Genomic DNA, 17,713 nt, shown 5'->3' on the forward strand with positions numbered 1-17,713 from the left:
TTCAATAAGACATAATTTGCTGATTCATATAAAAAATTCTTTTTTTCAAAAGTTTATTCAACAATCCTGCCCTTTAATGGAATAACTAATATTTCCATTTTAACATAATCCTACTTCGTTCTGCTTTAGTTTGTTATATGAAAAAACACATCACAGATTTCTTCAAAGTACATGTAAGAGTCGACAGCTCTCCGGCGAATGGTGCCACAAATAAGGGATCCATCTCTCGGAAAGTGGCACCACTCTGGTGAATAGCGCCACATCTGGTGGAGCCATCACGCGAAAAGTGGCATCACTACGGCAAGTTGCGCCACAAATGAGGGAACCATCACTCGAAAAATGGCAGCACTACGGCGAATAGCGCCACATATGGTGGTGCCATCACAAGAAAAGTGGCAGCACTCCGAGGAGCCATTATTTATTGCACAAAAAAATCCGAACTATCCCAGTCCGGATTTTTCTTGTTTCCATCTCGCTTTTTCCCCAGTCTCATTTAAGATAATGGAGCAGAAAGTCTATTCTTTTTACGCCTTAACCGTAATCTTCTCAAGCGGCTTCGCATTTCCGTAGACCGGGTAGTCGCGTTTCACAGGTGCGGCCCATTTTGCTGCGTTTATGAGCACTTTTTGTACTTCTTTGTTGTGGTAAGTCGGGTATGTTTCATGTCCAGGGCGGAAGTAGAAGATTTTTCCGTTTCCTCTTTGGTATGTGCAGCCTGAACGGAAGACTTCTCCGCCTTCAAACCAGCTGACAAATACCAGTTGATCCGGTGCCGGAATGTCGAAGTGCTCGCCGTACATTTCTTCTTTTTCGATTTCGATGTACTCGCCGATGCCTTCTGCAATCGGATGAGATGGATCAACGACCCACAGGCGCTCTTTGTCATCTGCTTCGCGCCATTTCAGGTCGCAGGATGTACCCATAAGCTTTTTGAAGATTTTAGAGAAGTGGCCTGAGTGAAGAACGACAAGCCCCATTCCTTCTAAAACACGCTTTTGTACGCGCTCAACGATTTCATCTGATACTTCATCGTGTGCAAGGTGTCCCCACCAGAAAAGAACGTCCGTGCTGTTCAATACGTCTTCTGTTAATCCGTGCTCAGCCTCATCAAGAGTAGCCGTCGAAGCGTCGTAACCGTTTTCTTTCAGGAACCCGGCAATGGCTCCGTGAATGCCTTCCGGATAGATGTCTGCTACAACCGGATTTTTCTGTTCGTGTCTGTTTTCGTTCCAAACTGTGATTTTCATAGTAGTAATCTCCTTATTTTCCTGAGTAGTTTATTAAATCTTTCTTTTTCCAATATACAATAATTTCACTTAATAGAGAAAATTATTTTATAGACCCTTTCATGACTCCGCTTATAATCCACTTTTGTGCAAATACATAAACGATAATCATCGGAACCAGAGCCAGAAGGTATGATGCAAATGCGAGATTATAATCTGTGCTGAACTGCGACTGGAATATATACTGTACAAGCGGCAGTGTCGCCATGTCGCTGTCGCTCAGGACGACTAGCGGCAGCAGGAAGTCATTCCATGCGCCAAGGCACGTCAGGATCGCAACCGTCGCGTTCATCGGAGCAAGCAGCGGGAAAATGACTTTCCAGAACACGCCCCAAGTTGACGCACCGTCCACAATGGCAGCCTCTTCAAGCTCCTTTGGAATTGACCTGATATAGCCTACATAAATAAAGATGTTAAACGATAAATTGTAGACAATGTACAGAATCACAAGTCCAATCAGATTATCCATATTCCACAGCGCCGTCTGCCTGACAATCGGCAGCATGATAATCGGGAAAGGAATAAACATGGCGCTCACAAAATAGTAAAACGTAAATTTATAAAACTTCTTATGCATATTGCGTGCGATCGCATAGGCGACCATGGAGTTTGTAAGAACCGTGAAAATCACGACAAGCACAGTGACAAACACGCTGTTTTTCAATGCATTGAAGAAATTCGTCATTTCAATCGCCTGGGCAAAGTTTGAAAGCGACCAGTTCTGCGGCAGAGCAAGCAGATTGCCGGCAAGCTCCTGCGGGGTTTTAAACGCAATTGTAACCGTCAGATACAGCGGAAACAGGATAAACACGGCACCAAGTATCAATAATATGGTCACTGGCCAGTTGGTTTTCTTGCTGATCATCCGTTCCCCACCTCTCTCTTTTCAAGAATTTTAAGCTGGAAGATGGAAAAGACGACAATGACGATAAAGTAAATCACAGCATTGGCCGACTGGTACGCAAATTCCCCGCCCTGGAATCCGCCTCTGTAAATCAAGAGGGAAATCGATTCCGTCGACTGGCCCGGACCTCCGCCCGTAAGCGCGATGATCTGGTCAAACACCATCAGGAAACCTTTCATCGAAAGAATCATGTTGATGGTAAAAAACGGCGCAATCAGCGGAAACGTAATTTTCCAGAACTTCGTCCACATTCCAGCACCATCGATGCTTGCAGCTTCATACAGGTCTTCTGTAATCGTAACAAGTCCTGCAAGATAAAGAATCGTATTAAATGCAATTGCCTGCCAGACCGCTACAATGACAATTCCAATCCAGGCAAGGTTCGGGTCGCCAAGAATGTTTTTGGACAGTGCTTCAATTCCGAGTCCTCCTGCGATATCAGGAAGAAAGTGTGTAAAAATAAAATTGAAGATAAATCCGACAATCAGAATGCTGAGGATATAAGGCATAAAATACACGGCTCTCAGCGTCTTGCGGAACTTAATTTTTGCATTCAGCCCCATCGCGATCAGAAGACTGAAGAAATTGACAAGAATCGTTGAGATGATCGCAAACTGAAACGTGAAGCCGTATGCGTGAAGCGCCCGTTCATCTTTAAAGACGTTCAGGTAGTTTTTCATTCCGACGAAATTCCATTCCCCGTAGCCTCTCCAGTCGGTGAAGCTGTAGAAGATGCCCTGCAGCGCAGGATACGTGTGAAAAATAAAGAACAGGAGAACGGCCGGTAAAGTCATGATCATAAACACTTTTTCTTTGTTGCCCATCTTGCTTTTCATCTCCAATCCTTTAGGATTCGGGACTCGCTTTTAGCGGTCCTCAACCTTCTCCCATTCTCTGTCCATCTTTTTCAGGAATGCGTCTTTCTCTTTACTGATCAAAAATTCCTGAAGAATGTTTTCTGCTCCCATTCCGGCAGGATAGTAATGGTCCTGGAAGCTTGTGATTTTATCCTGCTCAAAGTTTGCTTTGATTCCTTCAAACACGGGGTCTTCCTGGTAGACACCTTCAATGGCTGAAAAGGCCTTCTGTTCATCGATGTATTTCTTCGCTGTTTCTTTTTCCAGCATAAACTGCAGGAACCGCTCTGCTTCTTTCTTGTGCTCACTGTCTTTGCTCACAGAAAGCAGGACGTCAACTCCGGAGATCAGCTTGTTTTTCTCAGGTTCGTTCGTTACCGGCATCGGGAAGACGCCAAGCTCCATGTCCGGATTTGCTTTTAAAATCTCCGGGATGGCCCAGTTTCCCTGGATGTACATGACGCCATCGCCATTTGCAAATGCGTTGTTTCCATCACCGTAAGCAGTGCCGAAGTTATCATCGTGGCCGTATTCGGTAAGAGTCAGCAGTTTATCCGCCACTTCGTCATAGCTTTTGACAAAAGACGTTTTTCCTGAGCTCTTTTGCTGGGCAAACTCTTCACCTGCAAGCACCCCTCCAAGTGAGTTGAGGGAGATCATGCCCGTCCAAGCATCTTTAAGCGTAAAGTAGATCGGAATCTCTCCTGCTTCTTTTGATTTTTCAAGAACGGAGATAAATTCATCCCATGTCTTTGGAACTTGGAGGCCAAGCTCTTCAAATTTTTGTTTGTTATAGATGACCGTGTTTGCATTGGTCGCATATGGAAGTCCGTACACACCGTCTTTTTCAGGTCCGACAAGCCTGTTGATCATCTCAAGGTAGGAAGGCTGAACCGAATCGACCAGGTCAGAATCACTGAAATCCTCAAGCACACCTGCTCGCCCAAGCTCCCCGTAAGTTGCGTTCCCAGCAATCAGCATCACATCCGGAATATCGTTTTTGATCAGCTTTGTGCGCAGGACGGTTTCTGCCTCAGGAGGAGAATCAAATTTCACGTTGATATCCGGATTTTCTAATTCGAATTCTTCAATCAGGCCCTTATATGTATTGATGTTCTCTGACTTATTTGAAAAGAGGGTGAGCGTCGTTTTTCCGTCCTCGCTCTCACCCGATGAACATCCTGCAAGGATAGATGCGCTGAGCGCCATGCCCGCTGCAAAAATCGTCCATTTCTTTCTCATTCCCATCGCCTCCCCGTTATAACTAATTTGAGTAAACGTTTACTCAATCTTCTAAAAAAAGAAACGTAAACGTTTACGTAATGGTGTAAAAAAGAGAAGAAAGCTATCTTCTCAGTTCCAACACGCTGTTTCTCTCAGCAATTGAATGCGGCATGATCCGGCTTTCAATCATTTCATCGCCTTCCATCAAATCAAAAATCATTTGAGCCGCTTTTTCCCCCATTTCATAAAATGGCTGGGCAAGCGACGTAAGTGGCGGAATCGTCATATCTGCAATTTTCAGGTTGTCATAGCCGATAATGGAAAGATCGTCCGGAACCCGTATGCCAAGCCGGTAGGCTGACGAAATCGCCCCCACCGCGATGTCGTCGCTTGCTGCAAAAACAGCTGTGACATCAGGAAGCTGCTTCTTCAGCAGTTTCAGCCCTTCTGTTCCGTCTGAGAACGTAAACCCTCGCATTCGTGCAATAAAGCTGTCATCTGCGGGAAGCTCGTAATCGCTCATGGCATCCAGGTAGCCTTCAATTCTCGGCTTTCCTGCAATCAGATCCTGATCATTGCCGCTGATCATTCCGATCCGTTTATGGCCTTGTTTAATCAAATACTGCACAGCCGCATAGGCCGCGCGCCTGTCATCCACTTTCACATACGGCACGGGATATGCCCGCGATTCTGTAGAGAGGAGCACGAGCGGAATATTCATCTTCTGAATAAATTCGTAGTATTCTTCTTTTAAAATTTCACTTGTAAAAATAATGCCGTCTACACGTTTTTCATTCAGCAGCTGCAAATATTTCATCGTTTTTAAGCCGTTTGATTCCGTGTGGCAGACAATCACACTTGATCCAAGCTCATGTGCCGTCTTCTCAATGCCGGCCAGCAGCTCAGTAGCAAGCATGCTTGAGAGCGCGGGAAAAAGAACGCCGATGGTCGAGGTTTTTTTGTTGATCAGCCCTCTTGCAATTGCATTTGGATGATAATCAAGCTCCTCAATGGCTTTCAGGACTTTTTTCTTCGTCTGTTCTGAATAGCCCTTCTGATTGTTGAGAATTCTGGATACAGTTGCAATCGAGACATTTGCCTTCTTTGCAACATCCTTTATGGTGTAAGCCATTTCCCACCTTCTCTCCCGCTCTGGCGTGTGAGTAAACGTTTTCGTAAACTGATCGTACCACCAAATGAAAGCATTTTCAATACTTTTTTGACCAAATAATTAAGAGCCCCCGAAAGAACTCTTATTGCTCCCATAGAAACTGGCCGACTTCCGCGTCTACCTGTTTGTTTTCATGGAGGCCATTATGAGTGGCTTTTTTTGAAACGACAACATGCTCGCGGTACTGGCTCTTTTTAAGATAATCACCAAAGGCTGTAGCACTTTGAACGGAAACAAGTCCGTCACCATCTTCTTTTTCACTGATTTTGCCTGCCAGTGAGTAGACCTTAGTGCGGGAATCGAAAGCATTTTCTTCTGCATAGAGCTCCTGCAGGGCTTTGGAACCTGCAATCAGATCGTGTTCTTTTTCGTGGTACCGTTTTTCAAACACTTCCCTCTCGATGCCTTTAAACGGCGTTCCGATGGTCACAAGCTTATCAACTTTCGGAAATTCTTTTTCCTGCTTAGTTTCCTGAATATAATTGACTGAAACAAGGCCACCCATAGAATGAGCGACAATGTTGACCTTGTCATAACCGTATTCTTCCTTCAGCAGCTTCATGATGTTCCCGAGCTCAACACTCGTATTTTCAAAATCGGCGTCGTTATCCTCAAAGTACACCTGTATCATAGGGCGTTCAGCTTTTGTGATGTTCAGTGGTGTACATGCCGCCGTCCCTTTTTTGGATGTACAGATATGTGTTTTTTCGCCCCATTCATACTCTGACTGAAAGCGGTCAAGCATGCCTTCAAATGAATTCACGGTTCCCCTGTATCCGTGTATAAAGACGGTGGGCGTCTGTTCACCACTTGCCCGGGTCGGCTCGTCCGGACCCAGCGCCTGGATGATAAGGATCGTTGAAAGAATGGCTGCTGCTGCAAATAAAGCGATATTTTTTTTTGAAGTCATAAAAAGTCCTTTCTTGACCTGACTGTAAGGTTAAAATATACCCCAGGCTGCATGCGCATAAACTGGAAGGTTCATCCTGACGCTAACCACTATCTTTTGCTTCTTTCGCCTGTTTTAGGCGATAATAAAAGAAAGAATTAAAAGAGGAAGGTATTTGCTATGAAAAAACGGACTGCAGCTTTGCTGATTATGGCTTTTATGATTTTGTCTGCCTGCAACCGCCCGCAGATGAATAATGAAGAATACAGCATGCAGAGCATTTATAATGGTACCTGGGTCGACAGAGTGAAAGTAAAGGAAGAGGGTAATTTTCTGATTGTGAACTTCCCTGAGGACGAAGGCCAGCTTGCTGAACTGACTCTCGGTTTAAAATCAAAGGACCGCAAAATTCTCAAGGAGCACAAAACAAAAACGACCATCCGCGGCAATGGCGATGGCCCGTTTACGATTGAAGATCCTGCTCTGGACAAACCTGTCGAAGGGACCATTTCCCTCCGCGGTGACGAAATCGTCGTCAGCATCAGCGGCCTGAATGAAATACAGGAAAAAGAACTTGGTCTTCATAATGGTACAAGACTTTACAGTAAAGTTGAGTATGAGCTGAAATAAAAAATCCTGGCTGTAAGATGCCTGAAAAAAAAAACATACGGATTCCGCATGGGGATCCGTATGTTTTTTTTTGATAGGTAATCATTCAATGCCTGTTCCCATTCTGGAACTTTAAACTACCATTCAGGAAACAAGTACCATCATTCCCCTAATTTACCAAATCAACAAAAGTAAACTTTGAAGAATTAAAAATGCAGGTTAAATTCATTTACAATTTAACCTGCTGATTGAGCACTTTCCCTCAACTGAAACTCTATTCAGAATCAATAAGCTGTTTCACAAACTTAGGCAGAACAAAACTGGCATGATGAAGCTCAGGAGTATAATACTTTGTATCCATCTCCCTGATCCTTTCCACTGCCACTTCCAAGGGATCAAATTTTTTGGATCCTAGAGTAAATGTCCACATGCCGCTTGGATATGTCGGGATGTTACATGTGTAAAGGCGTGTGATGGGAAATACCTCGCCGGCATCCTTCATGACATTTTTGATCAAGTCCGATTTGAACCAGGGGTTGTCTGTCTGAGCTACAAACATTCCATCGTGTTTCAGCGCTTTGGCGATACCTGCATAGAATCCTTTTGTAAATAAGCCCGCCGCCGGTCCAACCGGCTCAGTGGAATCGACCAGTATGACGTCATAGACGTTTTCACTCTTGATGATGTGCTCGAAGCCGTCCCCAATCAGCAATTTCGCCCTGGAATCCCCGTAGCTTGAAGAAATCGACGGAAGATGTTTTTTGGAGTATTCCACGACCTTGCCATCAATCTCTACTTGCATGACACTCTCAACACCTGGATGCTTTAAGACCTCTCTAATTGTACCGCCATCTCCTCCTCCAACAACCAGCACTTTTTTTGGAGAGGGGTGGGTGTTCAATGGGACATGCACAATCATCTCATGGTAGACGAATTCATCTTTTTCTGACGTCATCACCATTCCATCAAGTAAAAGCATGTTACCGAACTCTTCTGTTTCCAGCATGTCCAGCTGCTGAAAATCCGTTTGCTCACTCTCAAGCGTCCGGCGCACTTTTCCTGTAATTCCAAAAGACTTCGTTTGTTTCTCTGTAAACCATAATGACATTCTCTACAACTCCCATTTAACTAATTAACTTCAACCCGATGGCCGCGCTCAACACCATGGCCATAAAAACAATCCTTAGCACGCTCTTTGATTCTCCGTAAAATAAGATTCCGACCAATCCGGATCCCACGGTGCCGATTCCGGTCCAGATGGCGTAGGCAGTACCCATTGGAAGAGTCTGCATCGATAAACTTAAAAACGTGAAGCTGCATGCTAATCCGATAACAAAGACGAGATAAGAAAATACACTTTTTTTCTTATTAATTAAATTTAATCCTGTTACACCGATCACTTCAAAAATCCCGGCAACAATAAGAAAGATCCATCCCATTACGATTCGCCCCCCTGTTCCTGGCTATTTCCTGTCACAAGCTTCAGCCCGACAACCCCAATTAGAAGGACAAGGATCAAAAGCACTTTTGCCATTTGAAACGGCACATCAAAGAAAACCATTTCTGCAATGACAGTACCGGTTGTTCCAAGTCCGGCAAATACAGCGTAGGCAGTCCCTACCGGAAGGGACATTTGAGTCGCCTTAATCAAAAATCCGAATGACAGTACAATTGCTGCAATCGTTGCAGTCCATGTAAGAACATCTGATGAATGTTTTAATCCGATGACCCAGCCTACTTCAAAAAGAGAACCGAGTAAAACAAATGTCCATGCTTTATTCATAATTACCCTCCTTTATACTTATCCCTCGCCAGAATACTTCCAGCGAATGCTCCAACCGTTTTTCAAGTCGATCGGAGCCTCCATACAACAGTTCAACCAGCAGCCCGTCCATTATCGTCAAAAAAGTAACGCAAGCCTTCTCCGCTGTTATCTCATCTTGAAGGCGTCCATATTTTTCAAACAGCTTATAAAAGAGGAACTCCAATCCAGTAATATATTTCTCGGTGCCCTCTTTAACTTGCCCTTCAAGCTCAACAGGCGGAAAAAAAGATGTTCTCAAAAAGAACTTCATATTCGAGTTTTCCCCATAGCGATTGAGATAACTAAAAAGGAACTGATTCAGCATGCACCTGATGGATGTTCTGCTGCCGCGCAAATACTTCTCGATAAAATCCAATTCTTTTTGGACTGAATTGTAAAATGTTTGGATGAAAAGATCTTCCTTGCTTTTGAAATGCGAATAGATAGATTGTTTTTTAATGCCCGCTTTTTCTGCTATAGCAGCGAGAGAAGCTCCTTGATACCCATGAAGGGCAAATTGCTTTAGGGCAATTTCTTTTAATTGTTCAGACTTCACTCACACCACTCCCTTACGAACGTTCGTAAGTTTATTTTAGTCAGTTTATTCATAAATGTCAAAGGTAGGCATTCTCTCCTCGCTAAAGGTAAAAACAAAGGCGTTAATGAACGTTTCGTTTTACACGCTTACAGAGAACACATTTGGCCGGTGATAAATTTGACAGTTTGACGATTCATTTGACATGCTGAATAGTAAGAAAAGGGAAAATAGAAAAAGAAATGATTGGGGGTTGAAGGATGAAAGACAATCAAGTGAGGATGAATGGGATGTTCGTATTTCAGAAATATTTGTGGTATTTCTTTAGCGTTTGGTTTTTCATCGGGCTGATTCTAGTCGGCTTTTCGATTTTACCGCCCTGGCTTGAATGGGCAAATACGGTCTTCTTATTTGCTTCTGGTTTGTACGCCTCCTGCTATTTATGGAACGTGCTGCCAAAGGGACGGTTCATTATTCCGTTTATTTTCTTTGGATCCATAGCCATTGAATCACTGGGTACTCATACCGGTCTTATATTCGGTGAATACACGTATGAGGCGGATTTTGGACTGATGTTTTTGGGTGTCCCCATTACGATGGGCCCCGCGTGGCTGTCAGTCATTGGTGCCAGTCTGGCATTTTCTAAATTATTCTCGTTTCCTCACCGGACCATTATACTGGTTCCACTTTTCGCGGTATGGCTGGACTTAGCCATCGATCCGGTCGCTGCCAACGTTAAGTCATATTGGATTTGGGCTGAAGATGGTTTGTATTATGATATCCCCTCCCAAAATTTCCTGGGATGGTATCTGACTGCCCTTTTATTTGCAGCTGTCATATCAAGGTTTGAGCAAAAAGCTACAATCGTGGAATTAGAGAGAAACAATCAATACCTGTTCCTAATGCTGCATATCCTATTTAGTTTTACAGCGTTTATTTCCGGACTGTACGGCGTTTTGGCTGTTGGCTTATCGTCAAGCATATGCTATCTATTCTTAAGAAAACCTCACTTAAGCTTACGGCGGTAAAACTCCCCGCTTCCGTTGAGACTGATTTTATTGATGAAGCTTGCTCATCCAATCATTCAAATCTTTTAACAGCAAAAAAACAGCAGGTGTAAAATTTACCCTGCTGCCCTTTTTTATTTATTCTGCACAAGAAAATAGAGAAACCAGACAGCATGATTCTGCTCATCTAAAGCGGCCCGTTTGAATGCTTCTTTAATATATGGAGTGCTGCCGCTGTCTGAGATTGTGAGGTAAAAGTCGACTGTTTCCTGTTCATCTTTAATCCCAGCGGTCAGTCCTGAAACGTAATCTGCCGGGCATTCTTCCGTCTGTTTCGGACTGTACGGCTGTCCTGTCAGACTTTGATAAATGCCTGCAAAGGTCTGATAGTGTTTTGCCTCATCCTGCCTGATTTCCTGAATCGTCTTTTTCTCTTCAGGTGATTTTGCCTGGATGGCAAGCTTCTCATAGCACTGGATGGCATTGTATTCTCCTTCAAGCGCTTTAGCGATATTTTTGATTTCATCTTGATTCTGCCTGTAATAATCGTAGTAATACATAACTCCCTCTCCCCCTTAGAAGGTCACTGTTCATAATATATTTTTCATATGGGGGATTATGCCTGTCAAAGATCGTTCGGCACTTTGTAGAGGTAGATGCCGATGATGGCCGCCCAGAGGGAGAGTGAAAAATAATCATCAAGCTTCAATGTCCCAAAGTAAAATTTGGCCTCTTTTAAAAAATCAGCCGGGTCTAAACCCTGCAGCAGATCCAGTCCAATGGCCATTCCGAATAAACCGCAGAAACTGATCACGCCAAACATGATTTTTTTAACCACTTTTGCCACCTGCCGCCTGGCGCTTTGCAAGGAAGTCCTTTATCAAAAGAGAGGCAAGCAGGAAGACCGGAAATCCAATCTGAAACGGGAGATGAAGGTAATAAGGCACGACCCTGATTCCCTCCTCTATATGCTCAATATAATCTGGCGCAATCAGCACGGAAAGGAGGATGACGAAAATCCCGAATGTCAGCGATATTTGCTTCATCGTGAGTGAGGGCATCGTCTCCTCGGCAATTCTCGTTGCTCCGTAAAAGAAGATATATACCTTCATGAAGCCTGTGACGATCATCAGGATGACGACGAACGAATCCAGTCTCTCAATGAAATCGGAAATGCTGACAAGCGATACGGATGTAAGAATCGGAAACATCGATCTTTCAACCATCTCAGGCCCAAGAATGGCTACATGCAGAAACGCTGTCGTAGTTAAAACGAATGTCACAAGGAGAAGGGATACAAACGTCATTTTGACCGCCTTCTGTTTTTTGTCGAGAAGCGGATAAATCATTAAGAAAACAACCATTTCTCCGTACGGAAATGTTAAAACAGTCGGAAACGCTGCATGCCAGACAGGCATCCATCCGTTTCCTAGCACAGGCTTTACATACTCAAGGTGCACTAGGTTTGAAAGAACTTCAAAAAGAATAATCACAACAAACGGCGCCCAAATGAGGACGAACAAAATGATGTTGAGTTTGGCCACTACTTGAAACGACTTTAAGGAGAAGTAGATCACGCACAGGATCATAAAACTATTGATCACAATCATGGATGTATCATTATAAGCGGAAATGATCAGGAGCTCCCCGAAATCTCTGAGAACCCTTGCAGATATGTACAGAAAATAAATCATATAGGCAAAACTGAAAATCATGCCCGCATATTTCCCAAAGCCCTTTTTCAGCTGGTTTGACAAGGTCAGTTCGGGATTTTTTTTCATAAGGACCAGGTAAAGGACAATGACCGGTATGGACAAAGTGAAGCCAAGAAGAATAGCAATCCACGCATCCTGTTTGGCTCCCTTCGCAGCATCAAGCAAGATGGCGCTTCCGATTTCAAATATAAAAATAGTAACGAGCAGCTGATTGGCTGTAATCGAAGGCCTTTGCATAGTATCGATCCTTTAGTTTGAATTTGTGATGTTGCCTGTACGCTTAATTTCCGCTTCTGCTTTCACACGGACTTCCGCCCCGGAGAAAAGTTCTGACCAGGAATGCTTTACAAGCTTCCATTGATCCGGTTTGCTTCTGTATAGCACATCGTTGAACCCGTATATGTCTGTCTCCTGTTCCTGAGCCTCTTTTACCGCAGCCTCAATTTCTTCCTTCAATTTTTTCTCAAATTCTTTTTCATAGCCTGATATGATTTGTTTTTTAGTCATATCCTTATTCGGGCATCCCAGACCGTCAATCTCTCCCTCGGCTTTGATGGAGATGTTCAGTTTTGCCTTCCCTTTTTCAACCGCTGTTTCTTTCTTCGTTTTTGCATAGATGATTTTAATGGCGGTTTGGTTTTCTTCATCACAAGGAAGCATCACAAACGTATGCTGAATCCGGTTCTCAAAAAACAGGACACTGCGCTTATGCTCATCTTCCAACCAGTACAGAAATTTGCCGCCGTGGTCAAAAACGGCAAGACCTGACACAAGACTCGATTTAGGTGCTGCCTGTTCCAGATTTTCTTTAGTTGACGTTTTTTCGGTATAGTGAGGAGAGATGACACCGCTGATGATCGGAAACGAAGCTTCGCTGTCTTTTTTCACGAGAAAATCTTTGATGGTGACCGTCATCGTATTTCCAAAGCCTTCTTCGTTCATTTTCAGCTTCCCCTTTATGGAATAAGCAGGAAGCTTGTTGATCATGGTCAGGGAATTCAGGATGTGGAAAGCGGATTCTTGTTTGGCGACAACAATCGGAACGTTTTCGCGGATCTCCGTTTCACGTTCAAGGATATCTAGCACCGGAAAAATCCCTCTTTCTGCAAGATCCTGTCCGACTACAACCAGGGCCATATGTGTATAAAAGGCTGTCCGGGATACTTGTCTGGCTGCATTTTCAAGTGCTTCAATAAAAGTTGGACCGACACCTGTGTAGTTAACAATCGGAATTGAAGTCGTTCCGCTTGTCGCACCGGTTATGGAAATGATTTCGCTTGGATCTGCGATCTGCATCGTCACCTGATACCCGGTATCCTCGTGAACATCCACTCCCAAAGAAAGAATCAGGGCCAGCTCATTCAGTTCCCGCTGAGTTCCGCAGCTTGTCAGCAGCAACAGACAGCAGAACAGGATCATCACCTTTTTCATAGAACATTCTTCCCGACTTTTTTTGATGATTGGTAGGTAAAATACGGCTTATCTAGTGATTTCAAGCTCATCAAATGCCCAAAGAGGACCATCATGGCAAGAAGCAGGCCGTAGAATCCGAGAAAATAAGAAACAAACATAAAGATAAAACGCAGCAGCCTTGCGGTAGTAGCCAGGCTGTAATTTGGCGTTGTAAAGCTTGAAATGGCCGTAATCGATACAACAATGACAACCGCAGTCGACACAAGACCCGCTTCAACAGCTGTCTGGCCGATGACAAGCGCGCCGACAATTGATACCGCCTGGCCGATGGCCCTTGGCATCCGGATTCCTGCCTCCCGCAAAATCTCAAAGGTGGTTTCCATGAAGAGCGCTTCAATCAAAGATGGAAATGGAATTCCCTCTCTCTGTGCATAAAGGCTGAGCAGCAGGCTGTTTGGAATCAGGGCCTGATGGTGGGTAACGAGACCAATATAAATAGACGGTGCAAACAGGGACAGGAAAAATGCGAAGTAGCGAAGGCCCTGCATGATTTTGTCGATGTTGAACTGCTGAAAATAATCTTCTGTCGTTTGGAAAAAGCTTCTGAATTCGACTGGACAGTATAAAACAAACGGCGTCCCGTCAACGAATATTGCAATTCTCCCCTCCATAAGATTTGTGACTATTTCATCCGGCCTCTCTGTGTGGCTGATGACAGGAAAGGGAGTAATCTGCTTGTTCTGAATCATCTTTTCAATATACGCAGACTCAATAATAATATTGGGATCTTTCGTCTCCAGTTTTTCTTTTAGAGACTTCAACGCTTTTTGATCCACTTTATCCTTTAAATACATCAGCTCCACATTCGTATGGGAGTACTTCCCTTCTTCAAGCTTTTCAAGGGACAGCTCTGCACTTTTAAGCCGTTTTCTGATTAAGGACGTATTCACCCGAATCTCTTCTATAAAACTGTCTTTCGGCCCCCGGATAACCGTTTGGGAGGTAGGTTCGGAGATTTCCCGCTTATCCCCTCCTGCAGTTGCCGCCGTTAAACCGAGTGCAATTTGATCAAACAGCAGGACTGTGTTTCCGCTCAGAAGCTCCTGCATGATGTTCTCCCACTTCGTTTCGATATTGATGGAATCAATGGCAAGAATCGACTCCTTCAGTTCTTTCACAAATTCAGCCGATGCGTACTTTTGTTTCGCAGCAAGCGAATCAATCAGCGGCTTCAGCATAAATTCATAAACTTTAAGATCATCGGAAATGCCCTCGATCCTGAGCATGACCCCGCTGATGCCGGAATGCTGGAACGATTGAATTCTGTGAATGATCAAGTCAGCGTTGATTTTGGCAAATGACTCGATATAATCCATATTTTCTTTTAAAACGCTCGAAATGGACCCTTCTTTTATGGTCATGTAACCACCGCATTTTTTTTCGTTAGTATGTGTTTTTTCGACTAAGTTATGTATGTATATCCTGTTTTTAACAATTAAGAGAACTTTAAGGTTTTCATAACGGGAGAGAAAGCTTGGAGTGCTAGACTGTATGAAAATGGATGAGGAGCTGGAACTCTTGAAGAATTTTTTGTGGTGGGTATCGACTGCAGCTTGTCTGCTGCTGCTTTCAAGACATGTTGGATTGTCATTTGTAAACGAATATTACTGGTGGGTTGCCTCCGTCTTTTTAGCGGCACTTCTTGGACAGTTCCTTTTGTGGGCAGCTGAAAAAAGAAAAACGCCTGCTAAATAATTTTTCTTAACAAACACCCGGTAATGCATTATGGTAATGAGAGAAAGAAAGGGGGACATGCGTTGTTTCAGAACTGCAAAATATTATTGGTGGACGATGAAGAAGCGATACTAAAGCTCGTCCGGACCGTTATGCAAAAAGAAGGATTTTCACATATAGATGAATGCCTGTCAGGCGCAGCTGCCCTTCAGGCCGTTGAAACAAAAGAATATGATTTGATTGTGCTTGATATCATGCTGCCTGATATCAGCGGATTTGATTTATGCCCGCTCATCAAACAGAAAACGAACACGCCGATTGTGTTCCTGAGCGCAAAGAGCAGTGACCTTGATAAACTTTCCGGCTTCGCCTACGGCGCAGATGATTACATTACAAAACCGTTCAATCCTCTTGAGGTTGCAGCCCGCGCTAAAGCTCTTTTAAAACGGACGATGCCGCAGACCGCAAAGAAAACGGCTATTGAGGAAATCTATGAATATGACCGCTTCACCGTCAATGTGTCATCCGCAGAACTGTTCGTTGACCAAAAGCCTGTTGACTGTTCCGCCCAGCTTTTTCAGCTGCTGATCTTTTTCTGCAAGCACCCCAACCGGGTTTTTACAAAGCATCAGCTCTATGAAAATGTCTGGAACGAGCATTATATGGTCGATGACAATACCGTCATGGTGCATATTCGCAAGCTCCGTGAGAAAATCGAAAAAAATCCAAGCCAGCCCTCCTACATAAAAACAATTCGGGGACTTGGCTATAAATTTGTTGATGATGGGCGAAGACAATGAATTTAAAAGGAAAGCTGACCCGTTTTTTTATTTTTCATATGATTGTCTGGTTTCTTATGTTTATGACCCTTGTCGGAATTTCATTGGCCGTTTTGATCACGCAGGATTTTAAAAACATGCTTGAAAAAGATGTAAAACGGATGGACCCCCTGTACATCGGGGATATCTTTGAAACTTCAGAAAATGACATTGCTCTTGACGACTCTGCCAAAAACGCCATTAAAAATCAGAACGGCTGGCTGCAGGTCATCAATGAAAAAGGCAAGGTTGTTTACTCGTATTTAACACCCGAGAACGTGCCGGCATCTTATTCTTTGAAGAACTTCTTTGATGACATTGACAAAGCATTTCATTATGACCAGACCTACTGGGTGCTTAACCAAGAGAAAGAATCGTATATTGTTCTTTACGGCAAACACTCCGCAAATGCACACCTGATGACAAAGCTTGTGGAAGGCGGCATCCCTGCAGATGGAAAACCTGATCTCGCAGAAGAAGTGCGCACCCTGTTTTCAAGCAAAAAAGCATGGCTCGCCGTCTATGATTCACAGTCCAATCTGATTTATTCCTATAATGACAAAGGCAATAAGCTTCCCCGCTATTTCGAAGTGATGGCTTACAAAAAAGAACCGTGGAACCACAAGACGTCCTATTCAACCTATGCCGATCCTTCAACCGGATTTAAATACATTATCGGTTCGCCGAATAAAGAATATTTCCCGGATGAGCAGTATGACAATTCTCTTATGACTTCACTTCTGAAGTGGATGGTTGTCTTTATTCTTATTACGGCTGTTTTGTTTTTCCTGATTTCATTCTGGTATTCCAATAAACTGGGCAAACCGCTGCTTCATATCATTCTCTGGCTTGAAAACCTGGCGACCGGCAAATACGCCGAGCCGCTGACCAAACAGGGTATCCGGGCAAGCTCCAAGCAAAACGGAAAGCTGAGGAAATCATTTAAAATCTATCATGATATTATTTACTCACTGAACGTCCTGACCTCTAATCTCATACAGAAAGACAAAGACAGAGCGATGATGGATGAAAAGAGAGAAGACTGGATTACCGGCCTTTCACATGATTTAAAAACACCGCTGAGCTCGCTCTACGGATATGCGTATATGCTGGAATCACAGCAATATGACTGGTCAAAAGAGGAAGTCCGGGAGTTTGCCGGCATTATGAAAGACAAAGCAAGCTACATGACATCCCTGATCGAAGATTTTAATCTGACGTACAGACTGAAAAACAATGCCCTGCCTCTTGAAATTGAAGAAGAAGAGATGAACGAGACAATCAGAAGATCCATCGTTCACTTCCTGAACGATCCGCTGTATCAGGACCGTGAAATCGACTTTAAGTCCTCGGAAGAAGAAATCTTCTACCCGATCGACAAGCGGTGGTTCCACCGAATCATTGAAAACCTGACCGCAAATGCCTTTAAACACAACCCTCCTTCAACAGAAGTGGAAATCTCCCTGAAAAAAGGAGACGATTCCTTCTCCATCTTGATAAAAGATACAGGAGTCGGGATGGATGAGGCCACCCGGAACAATTTGTTTGACCGCTATTTCAGGGGAACCAACACAGAAGAATCCACCAAAGGCACAGGCCTCGGCCTTGCCATTGCCAAACAGCTCGTCCACGCACACAACGGCACAATCAGCGTTTGGAGCGAAACTGGCAAAGGGACTGTGATTCATCTTGAATTTCCGCTGTCTCCTGATAAGAAAAAAGAGGAGCAGGATTGGTAGGTTGGAAC

The 17,713-nt window shown here is 43.9% G+C and carries 20 protein-coding genes; 5 read left to right on the forward strand and 15 right to left on the reverse strand.

Annotated elements, in window-relative coordinates:
* Positions 1-524 precede the first annotated feature (524 nt).
* The 6 genes from ACTSEZ_RS20815 to ACTSEZ_RS20840 all read right to left on the reverse strand — a co-directional run bounded on the left by ACTSEZ_RS20815 (position 525) and on the right by ACTSEZ_RS20840 (position 6,352).
* Entirely contained in the window at positions 525-1,247 is a 723-nt protein-coding gene (locus ACTSEZ_RS20815; RefSeq protein ID WP_369736146.1) for a ThuA domain-containing protein, read from the reverse strand.
* Between the two features lie 82 nt (positions 1,248-1,329).
* A complete protein-coding gene (locus tag ACTSEZ_RS20820) occupies positions 1,330-2,151 on the reverse strand; it encodes a carbohydrate ABC transporter permease (RefSeq protein WP_369736147.1) in 822 nt (273 codons plus the stop codon).
* A complete protein-coding gene (locus ACTSEZ_RS20825; RefSeq protein WP_369736148.1) occupies positions 2,148-3,014 on the reverse strand; it encodes a carbohydrate ABC transporter permease in 867 nt (288 codons plus the stop codon). Before ACTSEZ_RS20825 ends, ACTSEZ_RS20820 begins: the two co-directional genes overlap by 4 nt.
* Before the next feature lie 42 nt (positions 3,015-3,056).
* On the reverse strand, positions 3,057-4,289 hold the full coding sequence (locus ACTSEZ_RS20830; protein ID WP_369736149.1) for an ABC transporter substrate-binding protein: 1,233 nt from the start codon (positions 4,287-4,289) through the stop codon (positions 3,057-3,059).
* Positions 4,290-4,392: 103 nt separating this feature from the next.
* Positions 4,393-5,403: a LacI family DNA-binding transcriptional regulator gene (locus ACTSEZ_RS20835; RefSeq protein ID WP_369736150.1), complete on the reverse strand. Its 1,011-nt coding sequence runs from the start codon at positions 5,401-5,403 to the stop codon at positions 4,393-4,395.
* A 121-nt stretch (positions 5,404-5,524) separates the two neighbouring features.
* The gene (locus tag ACTSEZ_RS20840; RefSeq protein WP_369736151.1) at positions 5,525-6,352 is read right to left on the reverse strand and encodes an alpha/beta fold hydrolase; all 828 of its coding nucleotides are present in this window, start codon (positions 6,350-6,352) and stop codon (positions 5,525-5,527) included.
* A gap of 159 nt (positions 6,353-6,511) precedes the next feature.
* Between ACTSEZ_RS20840 and ACTSEZ_RS20845 the strand changes: the two genes are divergently transcribed.
* Positions 6,512-6,961: a hypothetical protein gene (locus ACTSEZ_RS20845; RefSeq protein WP_369736152.1), complete on the forward strand. Its 450-nt coding sequence runs from the start codon at positions 6,512-6,514 to the stop codon at positions 6,959-6,961.
* Between the two features lie 253 nt (positions 6,962-7,214).
* Here ACTSEZ_RS20845 and speE read toward each other — a convergent pair whose 3' ends face one another.
* From speE to ACTSEZ_RS20865, 4 genes are read right to left on the reverse strand one after another with little or no spacing between them, the layout of a single operon-like run.
* On the reverse strand, positions 7,215-8,048 hold the full coding sequence (gene speE, locus ACTSEZ_RS20850; RefSeq protein ID WP_369736153.1) for a polyamine aminopropyltransferase: 834 nt from the start codon (positions 8,046-8,048) through the stop codon (positions 7,215-7,217).
* A 16-nt stretch (positions 8,049-8,064) separates the two neighbouring features.
* Positions 8,065-8,379, reverse strand: a complete 315-nt coding sequence (locus tag ACTSEZ_RS20855; protein WP_369736154.1) for a DMT family transporter — start codon at positions 8,377-8,379, stop codon at positions 8,065-8,067.
* Positions 8,379-8,723, reverse strand: a complete 345-nt coding sequence (locus ACTSEZ_RS20860; RefSeq protein WP_369736155.1) for a DMT family transporter — start codon at positions 8,721-8,723, stop codon at positions 8,379-8,381. Before ACTSEZ_RS20860 ends, ACTSEZ_RS20855 begins: the two co-directional genes overlap by 1 nt.
* Positions 8,716-9,300, reverse strand: a complete 585-nt coding sequence (locus tag ACTSEZ_RS20865; RefSeq protein WP_369736156.1) for a TetR/AcrR family transcriptional regulator — start codon at positions 9,298-9,300, stop codon at positions 8,716-8,718. Before ACTSEZ_RS20865 ends, ACTSEZ_RS20860 begins: the two co-directional genes overlap by 8 nt.
* A 239-nt stretch (positions 9,301-9,539) precedes the next feature.
* On the opposite strand from ACTSEZ_RS20865, the gene ACTSEZ_RS20870 reads away from it, so the two are divergent.
* Complete coding sequence (locus ACTSEZ_RS20870) at positions 9,540-10,307, forward strand: carotenoid biosynthesis protein (RefSeq protein ID WP_369736157.1); 768 nt, start codon at positions 9,540-9,542, stop codon at positions 10,305-10,307.
* Between the two features lie 113 nt (positions 10,308-10,420).
* Here the strand turns inward: ACTSEZ_RS20870 and ACTSEZ_RS20875 are convergent, their stop codons facing one another.
* The 5 genes from ACTSEZ_RS20875 to ACTSEZ_RS20895 all read right to left on the reverse strand — a co-directional run bounded on the left by ACTSEZ_RS20875 (position 10,421) and on the right by ACTSEZ_RS20895 (position 14,835).
* Entirely contained in the window at positions 10,421-10,846 is a 426-nt protein-coding gene (locus ACTSEZ_RS20875; protein WP_369736158.1) for a ferritin-like domain-containing protein, read from the reverse strand.
* A 65-nt stretch (positions 10,847-10,911) separates the two neighbouring features.
* A complete protein-coding gene (locus ACTSEZ_RS20880) occupies positions 10,912-11,124 on the reverse strand; it encodes a hypothetical protein (RefSeq protein ID WP_369736159.1) in 213 nt (70 codons plus the stop codon).
* The gene (locus ACTSEZ_RS20885) at positions 11,117-12,238 is read right to left on the reverse strand and encodes a GerAB/ArcD/ProY family transporter (protein ID WP_369736160.1); all 1,122 of its coding nucleotides are present in this window, start codon (positions 12,236-12,238) and stop codon (positions 11,117-11,119) included. The genes ACTSEZ_RS20880 and ACTSEZ_RS20885 overlap by 8 nt, the downstream gene beginning before the upstream one ends.
* 12 nt (positions 12,239-12,250) lie before the next feature.
* Entirely contained in the window at positions 12,251-13,432 is a 1,182-nt protein-coding gene (locus tag ACTSEZ_RS20890; RefSeq protein ID WP_369736161.1) for a Ger(x)C family spore germination protein, read from the reverse strand.
* The gene (locus tag ACTSEZ_RS20895) at positions 13,429-14,835 is read right to left on the reverse strand and encodes a spore germination protein (protein WP_369736162.1); all 1,407 of its coding nucleotides are present in this window, start codon (positions 14,833-14,835) and stop codon (positions 13,429-13,431) included. The genes ACTSEZ_RS20890 and ACTSEZ_RS20895 overlap by 4 nt, the downstream gene beginning before the upstream one ends.
* A gap of 157 nt (positions 14,836-14,992) precedes the next feature.
* Here ACTSEZ_RS20895 and ACTSEZ_RS20900 point away from each other — a divergent pair, with 157 nt between their 5' ends.
* The 3 genes from ACTSEZ_RS20900 to ACTSEZ_RS20910 are packed head-to-tail and all read left to right on the forward strand — an operon-like array spanning position 14,993 to position 17,705.
* The gene (locus ACTSEZ_RS20900; protein ID WP_369736163.1) at positions 14,993-15,169 is read left to right on the forward strand and encodes a hypothetical protein; all 177 of its coding nucleotides are present in this window, start codon (positions 14,993-14,995) and stop codon (positions 15,167-15,169) included.
* 23 nt (positions 15,170-15,192) lie between these two features.
* Complete coding sequence (locus ACTSEZ_RS20905; RefSeq protein WP_369736164.1) at positions 15,193-15,948, forward strand: response regulator transcription factor; 756 nt, start codon at positions 15,193-15,195, stop codon at positions 15,946-15,948.
* Entirely contained in the window at positions 15,945-17,705 is a 1,761-nt protein-coding gene (locus tag ACTSEZ_RS20910) for a sensor histidine kinase (protein WP_369736165.1), read from the forward strand. The genes ACTSEZ_RS20905 and ACTSEZ_RS20910 overlap by 4 nt, the downstream gene beginning before the upstream one ends.
* Positions 17,706-17,713 lie beyond the last annotated feature (8 nt).

Origin of the sequence: Metabacillus mesotrionivorans (assembly GCF_052171315.1) — a bacterium.
GTDB lineage: Bacteria > Bacillota > Bacilli > Bacillales > Bacillaceae > Bacillus_P.